The 15,966-nt window shown below is 52.8% G+C and carries 9 protein-coding genes; 1 reads left to right on the top strand and 8 read right to left on the bottom strand.

The features are described from left to right. Window positions 1-24: 24 nt before the first annotated feature. Entirely contained in the window at window positions 25-903 is an 879-nt protein-coding gene (locus tag ABD920_RS24520) for a helix-turn-helix domain-containing protein (protein WP_345163657.1), read from the bottom strand. 180 nt (window positions 904-1,083) lie between these two features. Further along, window positions 1,084-2,187, bottom strand: a complete 1,104-nt coding sequence (locus tag ABD920_RS24515; protein WP_345163654.1) for an FUSC family protein — start codon at window positions 2,185-2,187, stop codon at window positions 1,084-1,086. 481 nt (window positions 2,188-2,668) lie between these two features. Here ABD920_RS24515 and ABD920_RS24510 point away from each other — a divergent pair, with 481 nt between their 5' ends. Continuing rightward, window positions 2,669-4,222 (top strand): S8 family peptidase, encoded by a 1,554-nt coding sequence (locus ABD920_RS24510; RefSeq protein ID WP_345163651.1) that lies wholly within the window; start codon window positions 2,669-2,671, stop codon window positions 4,220-4,222. A gap of 171 nt (window positions 4,223-4,393) precedes the next feature. On the opposite strand, the gene ABD920_RS24505 is transcribed toward ABD920_RS24510, so the two are convergent. The 6 genes from ABD920_RS24505 to ABD920_RS24480 all read right to left on the bottom strand — a co-directional run bounded on the left by ABD920_RS24505 (window position 4,394) and on the right by ABD920_RS24480 (window position 15,311). Next, a complete protein-coding gene (locus ABD920_RS24505; protein WP_345163649.1) occupies window positions 4,394-7,300 on the bottom strand; it encodes a PD-(D/E)XK nuclease family protein in 2,907 nt (968 codons plus the stop codon). Window positions 7,301-7,337: 37 nt separating this feature from the next. Then, complete coding sequence (locus ABD920_RS24500; RefSeq protein WP_345163646.1) at window positions 7,338-7,619, bottom strand: hypothetical protein; 282 nt, start codon at window positions 7,617-7,619, stop codon at window positions 7,338-7,340. Between the two features lie 46 nt (window positions 7,620-7,665). Beyond that, window positions 7,666-8,100, bottom strand: a complete 435-nt coding sequence (locus ABD920_RS24495) for a VOC family protein (protein WP_345163643.1) — start codon at window positions 8,098-8,100, stop codon at window positions 7,666-7,668. A gap of 240 nt (window positions 8,101-8,340) precedes the next feature. Next, window positions 8,341-10,599: an ATP-binding protein gene (locus ABD920_RS24490; protein WP_345163640.1), complete on the bottom strand. Its 2,259-nt coding sequence runs from the start codon at window positions 10,597-10,599 to the stop codon at window positions 8,341-8,343. Window positions 10,600-10,918: 319 nt separating this feature from the next. After that, window positions 10,919-14,320, bottom strand: a complete 3,402-nt coding sequence (locus ABD920_RS24485; RefSeq protein WP_345163637.1) for a UvrD-helicase domain-containing protein — start codon at window positions 14,318-14,320, stop codon at window positions 10,919-10,921. A gap of 454 nt (window positions 14,321-14,774) precedes the next feature. Continuing rightward, window positions 14,775-15,311 carry a hypothetical protein gene (locus ABD920_RS24480; RefSeq protein WP_345163634.1) on the bottom strand — a complete coding sequence of 179 codons (537 nt, stop codon included), beginning with the start codon at window positions 15,309-15,311 and terminating at the stop codon, window positions 14,775-14,777. Window positions 15,312-15,966 lie beyond the last annotated feature (655 nt).

Genomic DNA, 15,966 nt, shown 5'->3' with positions numbered 1-15,966 from the left:
GGAATTATGGACATTCCAACCAGATTAGCTTTGGGAGACCCTGAACTGCTCCGGGGTCTGGCCTGTGTGTTTTTTAAAGAAACGGAAGAAATACGCATTATCGAAGTAGCCTAACGAGGAGGCAATCTCCGATATGGTAAGGTGCGAGTGCACCAGTAGCCGACGGGCCTCCAGCAACACGCGTTCCTGAATCAGTTCACTGATCGTCTTGCCGATGGCGCGCCTGCAGGCATCGTTTAACTGCTTTGTCGTCACGTGCAGTTGGTCAGCATAGTAGCGCACGGGCTGGTGCTGTCTGTAGTTCTGATCGATAAGGTGCTCCAGGGCCTGTAGCTGGGGCAGAAGCTTTGACGGAATCTGTTCTGAGGGGTTTTGCTCCTGGTACAGGCGCTTCAGCAGGATTAGCAGGATATCGAGGTAATCGCGGAGCACATCCTCTGCCATTGCTTTCTTTCCCTCGTGCTCCTGTTGCATGCGCTGCATGATTGGCAGAATGGCGTCTTTATCGGGATTGCTTAGCAGGAGCTGGGGCTGGCGGTACACCGCCTGGTAAAACGGGAAGCGGGCAAGCTTCTGATGCGGGTACTCCAGCCGGTAAAAGGCCGCGGTAAAGAAGATGATATAGCCATCGGTGTCATCCGAGAGCTGCCAGCTATGCACCTGCCCCGGCGCAAGGAAAAAAACGGCGTTGGCTTGTACAGGATATTCTTCAAAATCGATACTGTGCGTGCCGTGCCCCTTGCTGATAAACAGCAGGATGTAGAAGTTGTGCTTGTGCGGCTTCTGGATGAACAGGTGCTCCCGCAGGTGAGCAGCAAAGGAATTCAGGTAGAAATACCGCTCCCTGGGTGCCTGCGCATCAAAGTCCCCGATCTGGTATATAGGCAAATGTTCTTCAGGCATTGGACCTCTGGAAAGTAAGGGTGAATGAAAGCACGCATCATGTAAAGCCAAGGTACTGTTTCTGACGGCGCGACGTGTAAAGCAGTAAATAGAAGCGCCCCTACATAAGTACGGGTATAAATTGTGTACCCAACATCATCCCCACTTCTTTCGCACCTCTTTCTGAATTTCAACGGATGGTCAGCTACCAATATTCCCTTCCCGTACCCTGCTGTATTGCTTCTCCGTGTTTTGCCGCTCGGTTTCTTTCACGATGCGGCTCAGGTCTGTCAGCACACTACCAGTGTCGCGCAGCACTTCCGGCGAGGCCACATTCTTGAAGTCGATCAGGCACCGTGCCTGCTCCGCGCGCGCCACCTGTATTTGTGTCCGCAGCGCCGACAGGTTTTCCTCTGACGAGTCGACTATCGTTTTTCCAAAAATGGCGATGCAGTCTGCGGTGGCCTCTAATGTTCTTTGCAACTGCTGAATGTTCGCATACTCTGCCTGGAACGCCTGGTTCTGTTGCAGATCGTGCAGGCTTCGGCGAATCCCTCTTATCTGCACCGTAATATGCTCCAACTTGCTGATGCTAACGGAAAGTCGGCTGAGATGCGTACGCTTGTGCGTCAGAAAAGGGTTGTATTTCAGGCTTTGCTCGGCCAGTTTCAGCGTATCCTGGCATTTCTCTGTACCAACGATGAGGGCATTCACTTCAGTGCGGCCTGTTTTGCCTTGCATGAAGTGAGTATCCAAAAGCATGTTGAGGCTCCTTAAGGTGGTGGCAGCCAGGCTGCTGGTGCTGATGATGCTGCGCTCCACATCCGGTATGGCATTCTGCGGCACAATCAGCGCGTTGATCAGAACGGCAATGCCGGAGCCCAGAATGGTTTCGATGATGCGGGCAAAAGCGTATCCTTCCTCATTTTGCCCGAAGGCAAGTACCAGGAAGGAACTGATAGCTACCTGCGAGATAATCTGCGGGTTCATCCGAAGGGCCTTCGCAATGCCCATGCCCAGCAGGATCACAAAGAAGATGGATATGGCCCCGATTTTGAACCAGAACCCCAGCAGCATGCTCAGCATCACTCCGCCTACAATTCCAATAATGCGCTGGGTGGCTTTGTCTACGGAGTCCGCCACCGTCACCTGCACCGTCAGGATAGCGGCTAGGGCGGCAAAATAAGGATATTCCCCGTGCAGCAGGCTCGTGGCCACAAACCAGGAAAGCGCCGCCGCCAGGGCTGTTTTGAATATCTGAAGCGTTAGCCCAAAGCGGGCAAAAATTTCTGCACCTCTGTTCAATGTAGATCCGATATGTTAAAAAGCTTTTCGTGAGCGAAAGCATGCAAAGTTACTGTTATATTAAGGATGATGCTGTGCCTGCCATTGGAAAAATACAGGTGTCTGCCGTTATAACCGCAGCCTATGGTTTAACTCCTCCTGTATCCAAAGGCTTGCCAGTACCGGAAACGGATTTGATTTACAGGAGGAATGCACAGTAAGCTAAACAAAGCTTCAACAGCCACTCTTTATTTTTACCAACAGTAAAATTTGTGACGTCAACGCCTTTAATATTAGAGTGAGAGAATTCAACATAACTACCCGAATTCCGTTTAATTAATCACATATAATATAAAATAATCAATATTTTTATCCGCTTTGATGTCAGCAGCATATTGCTTAAGGCTTATTTTAGTTGCTGACATAGATTTTCTTTTGGCCCTATCAAATTTACAAGGTGCACAGCCAAAACCTTGAGAATTAGTCTTTAACCATTTTAAGTATGAAAACAAAGTACGCAACGAAAGTGATTTATGCCTTTTCTTTGATTATGACCGCCTCATTTGGGTGCTCCGTAGAGGATGAGGAAATAATGCCTGAAGACAGTATGAGGCAAAGCGTAGCAAGCCAAGCACAAGGAGTGGACGCCGGCTCTAGCATAAGAATACTGTCTGACCGTTATATTATTATTTCGGCCTCTAATTCGATTCCCTCAGAGTTGAAGAGCCAGATGGGGGCCATGAAAGGAAAACTAACAGCTACCATGGAACAAGCCGGAATTGCTACTGCAACTTCATCAGACCCGGATTTTATTGCAAAAGCCTCTAAGATAAAAGGTGTTAGCGCTGTCATGCATGATTTTCAGATACAGTGGTTCGACCCGGCTAAGCAAAAAGGGATTCAGGTGGAGGCAACTTACGGCAACCCACCAGCCAGTGGGGACGATGACTTCTTCTTCGACCTGCAATGGGGGCACGATGCGATTGATGCCCCCGAAGCCTGGAACGCGGGCTACAGAGGAGCGGGCACCAGAGTAGCTGTCTTAGATACAGGCTTTGATCTGACGCATCCGGACCTGGAGCCAAATATTGACCTTGCTGCCAGTAAAAGCTTTGTGCCTTGGGAGGAATTGCAATATGACTTGCCTGATCCCTTTAGCCACGGCACGCACGTAGCCGGCACTATTGCCGCAGCAGACAATGGTTATGGCACGATTGGCGTAGCGCCCGAGGCAGAACTGATATTGGTTAAGGTGTTAAGTGACGAGGGGTCTGGAGCCTTTTCTTGGATAATAAGTGGCATTATACATGCGGTGAATCAGAATGCCGATGTGATCAATATGAGTTTAGGTGCCTATATACCACATAACGGGAAATTCTTGGATGAAGAGGGAAATGTGGTACATGATGCAAAAGCAGCGCAACAGCTTATAAACGCGCTAAAACAAGCTACTTCATATGCCTACCAACATGGGGTAACCGTCATATCCACCGCCGGAAACGATGCTATAAACGGGAACAGAGACCGCTCTCTGGTACATGTACCGTCTGATGCACCGCATGTGATCTCTGTCTCTGCCACCGCGCCAAGGGGCTGGGCACTGGATCCTTTCAACGCTTTCCTCGATTACCCGGCTTCCTACACCAACTACGGCACTCCTGAGGTTGATCTGGCTGCCCCAGGCGGCGATTTTAGTTACCCTGGTGAGGAGGAGGTGACCATTGGCTTTGTGACAGCCCCAGTGTGGGTATTCGACATGGTGTTCAGCACCGGTAGTGAGCAAAGCTGGTATTGGTCGGCCGGAACAAGTATGGCTGCTCCGCACGCCTCCGGCGTTGCGGCGCTTGTTATCGGCAAGAGTGGTGGTGAGATGAAACCCTCGCAGGTGGAGACCATCCTGAGAACAACCGCCGAAGACTTAGGAAAACCAGGTCGCGACCCTTTCTACGGCCATGGAAGAGTGAACGCTTATTATGCTGTGATAGGGAATAAAGTCCCGGCGACTCCCGCTAAGAATAGTAAGTCCTTGGCAAAAGGAAAGCCAGTCGCACGGTAGCCAGCTTAATCCACAACTGAATGTATATATGAGACAGGCCCATCTGGTAAAGGATGGGCCTGTCTCATATATAACCTCCGCAGCCTCAGCGATTAAATCTTCCAAAGCCACTGGTTTTACTATTCTATACTCAGTATATATAAGATGTCGCGAATCATTACATCCTGCTGATTACCTCGCGCAAATCCCCCTATACGGGCACCACTGGCACACGTCCAGGTCATTTGTTTTGCGGATCGGCTCCTGCGGGTCCAGCATGCGGCGCACGAAGTCGGAGAGGAGAGCTTCAGAAGCGGCCATGAAATCTTTGGGGGTGCTGCCGTCGGCTTCGGTGAAGTTGAATTCGGATGTCATCACGCCGGCATCCAGGTTGCGGAACGACAGGATGCCGGATTTTGGCTGTATGCTCCACGGCTCCACGTGCTTCGCGTTGCGCAGAATCGTTTCCGGCTGCTCCTGCAGCGTGCGCTGCAGCACGTACTGGTACAGCCACAACTGCCGCGCTTTGTCATAGGTGGGGTCGGTGGTGAACTGCAGCTCCACTTCCTCCGGCTTTACCTTCAGCTGCCCCGGCTCCACTTTACCCGTCTTGTAATCAATCACGCGCAGCTCGTGACCCGCCAGGTCAATGCGGTCGGCTTTGCCGGCGATGCGCACCTGTAGCAGCTCGTCGCCCACCTGCACGGGCAAAGTGGCTGATAAGGTTTCCTCGAGGCGGAGCACGTAGAGCGGCAGTTCAGGCGAGTACAGCAGGTTCTGCAGGTATTTCTCCAGCACCTGCACCGCCACCTTGTAGAGCAGGCGGTTCATGCCCCGCTCCGGCAGCGCCCCCCGCGTCACGCGGCTGAACTCCATCTTCACCTGCCCGGGCAGCTGCGTCAGCATGAGCTCCACATCCGAGGTCTCGATGGGTTTGCCCGACTGTTCAAACTCCCGGAAGAAATCCTCCAGCACCTGGTGCACGAGCGTGCCGAACTTGTCCGCGCCCAGCTGTTCCTCCACTTCCTCCGCCTCCTGCATTTTGACGATGCGGGTAAAATAGTATTGCAGGGAGCAGTTGATGTACATGTTCAGGTGCGATGGGTAGAGGCCGCGCTGCAACTCCTGCTTCAGCTGCGCGATCGTCTGGGCGTCTTTCTCGATCAGGATTTCCTCGCTGTACTCCCGCAGCTGTTTCTGCTCCACGGAGGCTGTCATATCCCTGAACTTAATTTTGGGGTTACGAAGCGCGAGGTCGTTTTGCAGTTGCAGGACAAAGCGGCTTTTCTCGCCGGAGCCGTAGGTGTCGGAGGGCAGCACGTAGAGCAGGTTCACGCGTTTGGCGCGCTGCAGCAGGCGGTAAAAATTGTAGGCCATCGTGCTCTCCGTCTCGGCGTAGGTCGGCAGCCCGAACTCCCGTAGCACGTCGTAAGGCATCAGCGACTCGTGGCGCTTGGGTGCCGGCAGGGTGTTCTCGTTCACCGACAGGATGATCAGGTTCTCGAAATCCAGCGCGCGCGTCTCCAGCATACCCATGATCTGCAGGTCGGAGATAGGCTCACCGCTAAAGGGGAGGCGGGTGGAGGAGATGAGCTCATATATAAACTTGCGGAAGCTGCGCACCGATATCTTCTGCTCGCGGCAGTCGAAGATGGTGTCGAGGCGCTTCACGATGGTGTAGAAGATATATAGATACTCCGTTTCGATGGAGTTGCGGCCGTGACTGTACACCGTGCGCAGCAATTCGATCAGGTTATATAGGCTGGCGATGATGTCGTCGCAGTCGCGCCAGGTCTTGAAGAGCACCTCGAAGAGCGGGTGGTGCTGGCCCAGTTTCAGGAGCTCCTGCGCCGACACCAGCACCCGATTGTCCTGCACGATCTTGTCGAGCACCTGCTGAATAATGCCGTGGAATTTGGCCTGCTCCGGCTGGTCGTTTATATATAGTTCGTAGCGGCGTATGAACGGGTGGGTGAGCAGCTTCGTGACCGACAGGTGGTGGTACTGGTACACTTTGTAGCCCGACTCCTGCAGTTGGTTGATGCCTGTCAGGTGCACCTCGAACAGCAGGTCGATGAGGTTGAAGAGGGGCGTGCCCTTGAAGCTCAGGCCCATCGTCACGTTATAGTTCGGGATATCCTCCGGGATGGAGTGCAGCACCGGCAGCAGCAGCGTTTCGTCGGGCAGCACGATGGCTACCTGCGCATGTTTGTCCTGCGCCCGTATTTCCTGCAGCAACTGCCCCGCCAGTTTCCCCTGCATGCTGGCATTGGCCACACCGATCACGTTGATCTCCTTTTCATCCGTCAGCAGCATGTTCTGCTGCCAGCGCCACTCCGGTAGCTTCCAGGTGGTCTTGTATTTGCGCAGAAAGCTGCCCGCCCGGTTCGGGGTGCCTTCCTCCATGTAAAAGTCATCGGAGTCAAACAGCACCTCGGCCTTGTCGTGCTTCAGCAGCGTTTTGATGATCTTTTCTTCCGAGGCTGTCAGTGCGTTCAGGCCGATGAAGATATACTGGGCGCAGGCAGCGTCTTTGGCAATTTGCTCAATGTTGTCGGCTGCCTTACGGAAAGCCATGCCGGTATAGGCTTGCTTTTTATCGTGCAGGCGCGCTTTGAGGTTGTGGTAGGTCTTCTCGATGTTGTCCCAGAGGCTGAAGTATTTGCGGAGGGTGGGGGAGAACTCCTTGCCGAGGAACTTCGGGTCCCAGCGCTCCAGCGCCTTGGCCTCGCCCAGGTACTCGAACAGCTTGCCCGTGTGCACCAGGTTCTGGTCGATGCGGCTGAAGTCGTCGAGGAGCGTGCCGGCCCAGGTCACGAACTGGTCGAAATCCAGCAGCGGGTCCTGCTCGCGCATCAGGTCATATAGCTCCAGCTGTAAATTGATCGGCTCCAGCACGTCCGTCTTAGCCAGCCGGCATATAAAGTCCTCCATCGCCGACACCTCCGGCGACCAGATCGGCTCAGTGGCCGCCTGCGCCAGCGCGTTCTTAAAGAAAAAACTGGCCCGGCGCGACGGCAGCACAATGCACAGGTCGCTGATGTTCTCTTTGTGCTTTTCGTAAACGTATTTCGCTGAGAGCTCTAAAAAAGTCTGCAAGGGTGGTACGGTTGAATGAGTATTTGAGGGAATACTATTAAGGCTCTTCAGTAGTGCTCATGACAAGGATGGTTGCTAAAAAGAACGCAACAGCAGCCCCGAGAAGCATAAAATTAGACTGCCGTTTGATATCTTTCTCTAATACGCTTAACTCCTTGTATATATCTGCTTTTTCTAAAGGTGTGAGCTTATCATCAATAGCAACGAACGTTTTTTGGTGATCAACTTCATACTTATAACTCACTTGCAGGTTGAACCAAAAAAATAAGCATAAAGGTACTATAACATAGAGAGCTACGATACCAATTCTTCTAAACATGGAGACTTAATTTAATAATTATATATAAAATAAGTGTTCCTCCAGGTTAGCGTTTAGATGGGTTCTCGAAATCATCCTTGCCCTGCAGCGGGATAAAAGGGTTATAGGCTATTTCCCACAGGTTTTCGTCGGGGTCGGCTATATAGCTGCTGTAACCGCCCCAGAACACTTTCTCCGGCTGCTTCAGCACTTTGACGCCTTTGGCCGCCAGCGCCGCTACCAGTTCGTCCACTTCCTGCTCCGATTGCACATTATAGGCCAGCGAGAACCTCCGGAAGCCCTTTCCGTCGGCCGGCACGCCTGCATCGTCTGCCAAGGACTCCTGCGGGAAAAGGGCCAGCTGGATGCCGTTCAACTGAAAGAAAACAATGGACTCGTTGCTCATGGACGTCGGTTGCCAGCCAAAAATGTGCTCATAAAAGGCCTTTGACCGCTGCAGGTTTGTCACGCCGAGGGTGATGAGGGTTAACCGTGGTTCCATAATCTGTATTAAGTTGTTGATGATCAAAGCCTGTAAGCCATACCGCCTGGAGTCAGGCAGGCAGCGCCCTGTGTATCGCTTGCTCAATTTAAGGATAAAGCCGATACCAACGGGCTATGTCCCTGATTTTAGCGGGGAAAAGAGCCGTTCACCTCATCCTCCTAAACCCAATAGCGCCGGATGCTGCTCACGGGCTGCCGCTTAACAGAAGCCGGGCACGAGCCGGTAAATGGCTTAGCATTAGCTTTTCCGATCCGGTTGTTGGGGATCCGCTTCAAACCTGACGGCGAAGGTGGTCCCCTGGTCGGGCGCGCTTTCCACCGTTATCTCTCCACCCATCGACTCGACCTGCAACTTCGTGAGGTAAAGCCCCATGCCTTTGGAGTCGCGGTTCTGGTGGAAGGTTTTGTAAAGGCCGAAGAGCTTGTTCCCCACTTTCTCCAGGTCCATCCCCATGCCATTATCCGCAACCGCCAAAAAAACGGAGCTGCCTTGCTGCCAGGTGCTGATCCTGATGCGGGGCGGCCTGCCGTCTGCGCTGTACTTGAGCGCATTGGACAGCAGGTTGTGCAGGATACTTTCGATATATACTTTCGGGGCCAGGATCTCCCGCACCTGCAGGTCTGTCTCGATGGTTGCCTGGCGGGTCATTATCACGGCCTGAAGGTTCTGCACCTGCTTTTCGATCAAGGGTGCTATCGACGTGCTTTCCCGCGGAAGCTGCTGGTCGAGGGTCATGTTCAGGATCAGGTTCAGGTCCTGGATGGTGTCCGACATGTTGTCAATCATCACATTGATCTTTTCCATCACCACCGCGGCGTTTTCCTGCGTCGGCTCTGCCTCGTAGAGGTCGTGCAGCCCCTTGATGTTGCTCATGGGCGAGCGCAGGTTATGGCTGATGATGTGGGCGAAATCCTCCAGCCGGTTGTTTTTCACTCGCAGTTCCTCAAAGGAGGCCTCCAGTTCATGGTTCAAGTCTTTCAGTTTGCGGGCCTGGTTGCGCAGCAGAATAGCGGTGATATCCTTTTGCAGTACCTGGCTTATCTCCAGTTCGTTCAGCGACCAGGGCTGCGACTTGCCTTGCACCGTCTCTTTCCAGTGGTCGAACGACTTGCGCGGGTGAACCCGCAAGTCAGCGCTGGCGTTGGGCTTTTCAGGGTCGCCGGCCCAAATGCGCGTTTCCTGTATCTCTGGCCTGAAGAACAGGATATACTCCTTGCTGTAGCGCGAGATTTCCATGGCAAGCAGGCCGCTGGCCTCGTGGCGGTAGCTGTCTGCAGAGGGCATCAGCTTCGAGAGTTCCCTCGTGGCAAAAACCCCCTCTACCTTTTGTTCCGAAAGCCAGTCGATTATTTCCTCTATCTGGCTATTGTCCGGGGTGTTGCCCGCGGTAACCAGGTGTTGGTTGAAGTGAACGGCCACTCCCGCACAAGCTACCAGGTGCAGGAGTTGCTGTTCCCGCTCAAACAACCCTTCGAATAAATCGCCGGCGCTGTCTATTTGCCTGATGAGTGTTTGTTCAACCTGTTTCAGCCGCTCAAAAGCCTGCACATCCCGCTTCTCGCGGCTAGCGACCACCGCGTTGGAGAAGGCCATGGCAGCCAGGTTGCACGTCATTCGCTTCCAGTAATCTATAAACAGCGGGGTTTTGTGCTGGCAGGCGATCAGCCCCCACAGCTTGTTGCGCACCATGATGGAAAAGGAAAGGGTCGCACCGACGTCCATGTTCCGGAGATATTCCATGTGTATTTCGGAGGGGTTGCGGAGCTCTGAACGGATGATGTTGGACGGCTCGCCCGTTGTTGGATTCAGATAGGGTATGATGTCAACAGCGGCGGCATCCACATCCGGTATCTGCCTGATATGCTTTTTGATGAGCAGCGCCCTGGCCGGCCCCGGTATATCTGAGGCAGGGAAGTGGTGGTGCAGGTAGGAGCGGACCCCGGGCCTTATTTTCTCCGCGATCACCTCGCCATGCCAGTCCTGGTCAAAGACATAGAGCATCACCCGGTCATATGCCAGCACTTCCTGTACGAACTCCACCAGCAGGTTGGCCTGGGCCTGGAGCGATTCCAGTTCGTTCAGCTCATACTGGAAGTGGCAGAAGGCAAGGGAGTTGTCGAGCCTGCGCTGGCCTGTGGTTTGCGCCACGGGCTCACACTCCAGCACCAGTTTTTTTTCTGACCGGTGCACAAAGCCAAAGTATTGCTTCCCCTGCAGTTCCAGCAGTTGCGGACTGGCTTTTTTTGCCTTGGTTAACTGCACTTCCAACTGCTCCCGCTCCCCGTCCCGGCATATAGCTTCTTGAATGGATTTTCCAACTATAGCTGTCGGGGACAGGTCAAGAAACTGCCCGGTGTTTTGGCTTACCTGCTCTATCTGCAGGGTCTCCTCGTCCATGATGACGAGAAAGCCGTGTGGCTGTATCCGGCCAATGATATGGATAGGCTCTGTATCGCAGTTGGACAGGTCTACCTTCAGGTTGTTGTAATTCTGCATAATTCAATAAAGGAACCGGGCGGCATGGTCTCCATCACGCCACCCTTGCCTTGCTGCGAGCGCAAGCAAGGCAAGGGTGGCTGAAACCAACGCGCACGAACCACTTTTTCTAAATCAATCTCATACCCGGTTCTAAGAGGAGCCTCAGGAGGCAGGCATCGGCAAATTATCCGTTAAATATACCGCAGTACATACGGAGGTAGCCCATGCCAAGGGTATCCAAAAGACAAATTAAAATTCATTTTCTTTCCCAGAGGAATGCCGCTCCCATAAGTTTAAAGCCATATATAGAAGATGTCTTTGGTCTCAGTAGTGGCCCTTAAAGTCCCAGCCCCAGCTGCTCCGTTTTCTTGCCGCTATACTTCCAGGTCTTCACCTCCTCTGTCTCGAAATAGTAAAGGATACATTTCACCTGCTCATATCCCAGCTGCCGGAAACGCACGGCATAGTGGTCGAGGCGGTTGCGATGCTCCGGCTCCGGTGGCGGCGTTTTAAACTCCATTAGCACCACAGCCGCTCCATCAAATACAATGCGGTCGGGCTTGTAGAGGTATGCCCGCGCATCGAGCACCTCCTTCTCATGCTCCACAGCGACCTTGTTTGTGAAGTAATGGCGCAGCTTCGGGTGTTGCAGCACCCGAATGAGTTTCTGCTTCAGCTCCGGTTTTTCCCTGTCGCTGATAATGCCTTCGTACACCATCTGGCGGAGCACCTGGTCCAGTTCGGGGGCAAATGCGATGCGGGCGAGGGCATAATGCAGCTTGCGGTTCTGCTGACGCTGAATGGCCTGCGTCTCAAAGTCGAATACGTTGTTAGCGTGCTGCTTTATCTTCAGGCGCTGCTCCCAGTCCGTCGAGGTCAGGTGGTCGAGGGAGTAGGTATGGCTGTCCGCATCGGCGGTGTGTGTCACTTGTGCTGTCCCTTTGGCCAGCTGGTAACAGAACCTGCCCGGCTCCCAGAGCTCTTTGTAAACGAGGTAGCGGTACAGCAGGTGACTTATATTTTTAGCAGGACCTTCCAGCGCGCGCGCCGCTTTTTTCTCCTCTAGCAGGTCTTTGCTGTTGCCGATCAGGTAGAGCCGGTCGATGGGGCGGGTGAGGGCCACGTACAGCATGTTCAGGTTCTCGATGAACGTTTTCTCCACCTCCGTGCTGTACTGTTCCGCCAGTATGGTTTTCTCCAGTTTAGAACTTATGTTAACTGCCACGCTCCGCAGCTTGCCCGTTACGCGCACCTCCTCCGGCAATTGGCTCCACATCAGGGCGCGGTTCATCGGCTCGGTGCTCCAGTCGGCGAAGGGAATAATGACGATCGGGTAGGCCAGGCCCTTGGACTTGTGGATGCTGGTGATGGTGATGGCGTTCCTGTTCTTGGGCGTGTTGATGCTGAGTTTCTCCTTCTGCACGTCCCAGTAGCCGAGGAAGTTGTTGAGGTTGTTGCTGTGCTTGAGGCTATACTCCAGCACCAGGTCCAGGAAGCGGAAGAGGTACTCGCTCTCGTTGTTCTTGTCCAGCAGGCTGAAGATGCGGATGAGCTTTTCAGTGAGTTCGTAGATGGAGAGGTTGCCCGTTTGGCGCTCCTGCACATCGAAGCCGAACACCCGCAGCTGGTCGAAGAACGGCTGGCTGTCGGGCTCGTTGGCGATGGCGGCGATGGTCTGCGTCATCTCTGTGGTCGGGGTTGTCTCCAGCGCCACCTTGCACACCAGGTACAGGGCCTCCGACTTGGCCAGCGTGTCATTTGGCCGGTTAAAGACCCGGAACAGGGAGACGATCAGGTTGATGACCTCGGCAAACTGCAGCGAGAGCGAGTCCTGGGAAATGATGGGGAACTTTCGCTCTTTCAGGAAGTTGGCGATGAGCTTGCTCTTGATGTTGGTGCGGCACAGGATTGCCATGTCCTGCAGTTGGTATCCCTCCGCCTGCGCCTCCCGCACCAGTTGCAGCACCATGTTCAGGGTACTCTCGTCGTAGCTCAGAATCTCCGGTCGGGTGTAGCCGTCGTATAGCTTCTCCGTGCGGCCGCAGCTGTTCAGGTCATATATAAAGTTGGTGTCTTCGGGGTGCGTGAACATGATCTGGATGTGGCCGCCCCGTTTGTCGCTGCCCGGCGGCACCTGCTGCTGAAACGCCTCGTCATATATAGCCGTGAACACGCCGAAGCCGGGGTGGCCCTTGCTTATATAGGTAAACAGCTCGTTGTTGAAGTCGATGATCTCGGCACGGCTCCGGAAGTTTGTGTTCAGGCCGGCAGGCTCCAATGCTTGGTCCACCGTCTGGTAGCGCTCCTCGATAAGGTGGCCGTGCCGGCGGTTCCGGTACAGGTGCTCCGTTGTCTTTTTGTAGAGGTGCAGGATCTGTTCCATCTCGCCGCCGCGCCAGCGGTAGATGGCCTGCTTCGCGTCGCCCACCACCATGCTGAAGTGGCCAGAGGCCAGCGCATTGTCCACGAGCGGGAGCAGATTGTTCCACTGCAGCACCGAGGTGTCCTGAAACTCATCGATGAGGATATGGTTGTATTTCTCACCCAGCCGCTCATATATAAACGGCACCGGCTCCTGCAGCACAATGTCGATGATGCGCTTGTTAAACTCCGATATATGCACCGTGTTCTTGTCGCGCTTGATCTCCTGCAGGCACTTCTCCAGCTCGTTCAGCACCGACACTTTGTAGAGGTGCGGCACGATCGCCTGGATCAGCGTGAAGGTTTCGGCGTACTGTTCCTTGATGTGTTCGAGCTGCTGGTACAGCTCCGTCAGTTCCGGCTTCACCTGGTCTATCTGGGCCTTGGTGGCGGTGTTGATCTTGCCGGCGTACCATTTGTCGTCCTCAACGGTCTGGCGGGCGAAATTGTTGCCGTAGTTCAGGTCCACGGTGCGCGCAAACGTGTTGAAGTAGCTGTAGAGCCCGCGTGTGCTCTGGTAAAAGTCGGAGGGGGAGAGGCCGGCGCTATGTATGGCCGTCAGCGCCTGTGTGGCTGTTTCTCTCACGGCGGCTTCCACGTCCTGCACGACCTGCGCCAGTTCAGCCCGCACCGTTTTAAAGTCTTCCAGCGTCAGTTGCTGCAGGTCCGTCACCGCCTCATATACCTGCTCGTTCAGCAGGTTCTTCGCGAAGTCCATCAGGTCGTCGGGCAGCATGGTCCAGCTTTTGCCTTCGCGGGCTTTCTCCAGCGCATACTGCTCCAGCGTCTCCGACAGCAGGTCTCCCTTCTGGTCGCTTACCTTGTCCAGCAGCAGTTGCACCGCCGTGCTCACCAGCGTATTAGAGTCCAGGTCCACCTCAAAGTTGTGGGGTATGTTGAGCTCGCGTGTAAAAGCCTGCACGATCTTGTTCACGAATGAGTCGATGGTGCTGACGGAGAAGTCGCTGTAGTTATACAGGATCTGGCGGAACAAAGCTGCCGCGCGTTGGCGCACCTCCTCCTTGTCAAGCTGCTCCTCCGGGTACTCGTCCTGTAGGTCTGCTGTTATGCCCGCCAGCAGCAGCTCGCTTTTCGCCTTGTCCTTCTCCGGTAGGGTAACGTCATTAAAATGGCGCAGCGCCCCGAGAATCCGCTCCTTCATCTCCGCGGCGGCATCGTTGGTGAAGGTGATGGCCAGGATGGAACGGTAATAGTCCGGGTTGGGCGTGTGCAGCGCCAGCTTCAGGTACTCCTTTGTCAGGTGGTACGTTTTGCCGGAGCCGGCAGAGGAGGAGTAGATCTTAAAGGTAGAGGGCATCGCTGTATCTGTCTCCTAAAGATACAGCATAGAAGCGCCTTCAGGCAAGCACTGAAAAAATTCTTTCCTTGATTTGCGACAGGGGGAATGCCCGCTCTCCTGCATTTTCTGTACAGCTACAAGGGGAACAGCATTACTATATAAGGTGATGCCAACCCTTTAGATAACGGCAAGGGCAAGTGAATAGTAATTCAGTTTATATATAAGCGATGGATCTGCTTTTCTATTGATAGCGGAACAAGCCTTAAGGCAATGTGATTCTTTCCCTGGAACAGCAATCCTTTCCAAAGAATAGAATGCAAATTATTTGGACCAAACGCAGGAGGCGTATGTCAGCATAGCTTCCACATGCCCTTCAGGTAGAGATGAAAACTTTGCGCCTATGGATTAAGCCACTGTATCGGCTTAATCCATAGGCTTTGATGTCCCGGTGTTGATCGATTTAGTTGATAAATTAACTAGCGTACGCTAATTGCCCGGTTGGCTGATGATTGAAACCGGTGGAGTCATTGACGCAAACATGGTACATGATACGGGCCATAGACAGCGAGTATTCTGTGATCAGGCATTGCTGTTGCTCCGCGCTCATGAGGGCCTTGCTGTTGCCCAGGTTAAATTTGCTCAGTTCAATTACTTCATCAAAATTCTGCCGCAGGGTTTTAAGGGCTTTGAACGAAGGCTCGTTGTAATAGGCCGGTATCACCTGGCAAACGGCGTAACTTCCTTTAGCGCGTTCCTGTGAAATCATACTGCAAAGCGATTCAATGTTCGTTTTGTCCAGGTCGGAGAGGATGACATAGAAAACATTGCAGCGATCTTTGTTCACGGCCTTTGCGGGAGCGCTTCCGAGCAGCATGTTGCGATGGATTTTCGAATTCTGCTGAAAGCTTTCGTCCTTCAGAATTTTGTTGTGGATTTTAAACGCCAGCGCACCCGAAGCGATGAGATTGAAGTCTTTTCCGTGTGATGAGATTTTGGAGAAGTGTAGCATGTGGAATGGTGTTAAGGGTTAGGGTATATCTTTTACATTCTTTTTCATCAAGCATTAACAGTAGCGTCTATACCTCAAGCTGTTAAAAAAACAGCACAAACTGGATATCTGTCAGGGCTACAAATGGGTAAAGCATATAATTGCGCTATATTGTGTTCAATTATTGCGCTTGAACTTTGCGGCATTCGCTGCTGTCGCTTGCTTTAGAATAATTAATTACGGCAACTTTTTGCAAAGAAATCGTGATTTAGTTCCATTTATTGTATATGTGCTTATAGAGCGGGTAAACTGGTTGATGTAACGGGTGAACGTGTTCTATGTTGCTATTTTTAAAAGAAATTTTATAATTATATAATTACGAGTTTTTTGTTAATCCACACCAACTTAACAAAATATAATGATTAAGGGGAGTACTACCTATTCTGCCGGAATGCTCTTGAAACAGTACAAAAAATATATATTTTTTAATTCGCGGCATCTTTAGCTTTAATGAGTGTTATTTCGTACTTTTGCAGCAGAATTGGAACAGTCTGAATTACTGATAACTAGATACTCCCACTGTAGGCTAACCTGGTTGTTTATCGTTTTTGAGTCGCTCTCTCTTACAAACGGAGATAAGGTTGAATAGCAGACTGCACCAGGTATTGAAGTATAT

Source organism: Pontibacter saemangeumensis (genome assembly GCF_039541895.1).
Lineage (GTDB): Bacteria > Bacteroidota > Bacteroidia > Cytophagales > Hymenobacteraceae > Pontibacter > Pontibacter saemangeumensis.
Note: the sequence above shows the minus strand (reverse complement) of the source record. Positions and strands in the feature narration are given on the sequence as shown.

Excerpts from the sequence above, each read along its gene's own strand:
- ABD920_RS24510 (WP_345163651.1), top strand. The coding sequence starts at position 2,669 with ATGAAAACAAAGTACGCAACGAAAGTGATTTATGCCTTTTCTTTGATT.
- ABD920_RS24485 (WP_345163637.1), bottom strand. The coding sequence starts at position 14,320 with ATGCCCTCTACCTTTAAGATCTACTCCTCCTCTGCCGGCTCCGGCAAA.
- ABD920_RS24500 (WP_345163646.1), bottom strand. The coding sequence starts at position 7,619 with ATGTTTAGAAGAATTGGTATCGTAGCTCTCTATGTTATAGTACCTTTA.
- ABD920_RS24520 (WP_345163657.1), bottom strand. The coding sequence starts at position 903 with ATGCCTGAAGAACATTTGCCTATATACCAGATCGGGGACTTTGATGCG.
- ABD920_RS24480 (WP_345163634.1), bottom strand. The coding sequence starts at position 15,311 with ATGCTACACTTCTCCAAAATCTCATCACACGGAAAAGACTTCAATCTC.
- ABD920_RS24495 (WP_345163643.1), bottom strand. The coding sequence starts at position 8,100 with ATGGAACCACGGTTAACCCTCATCACCCTCGGCGTGACAAACCTGCAG.
- ABD920_RS24490 (WP_345163640.1), bottom strand. The coding sequence starts at position 10,599 with ATGCAGAATTACAACAACCTGAAGGTAGACCTGTCCAACTGCGATACA.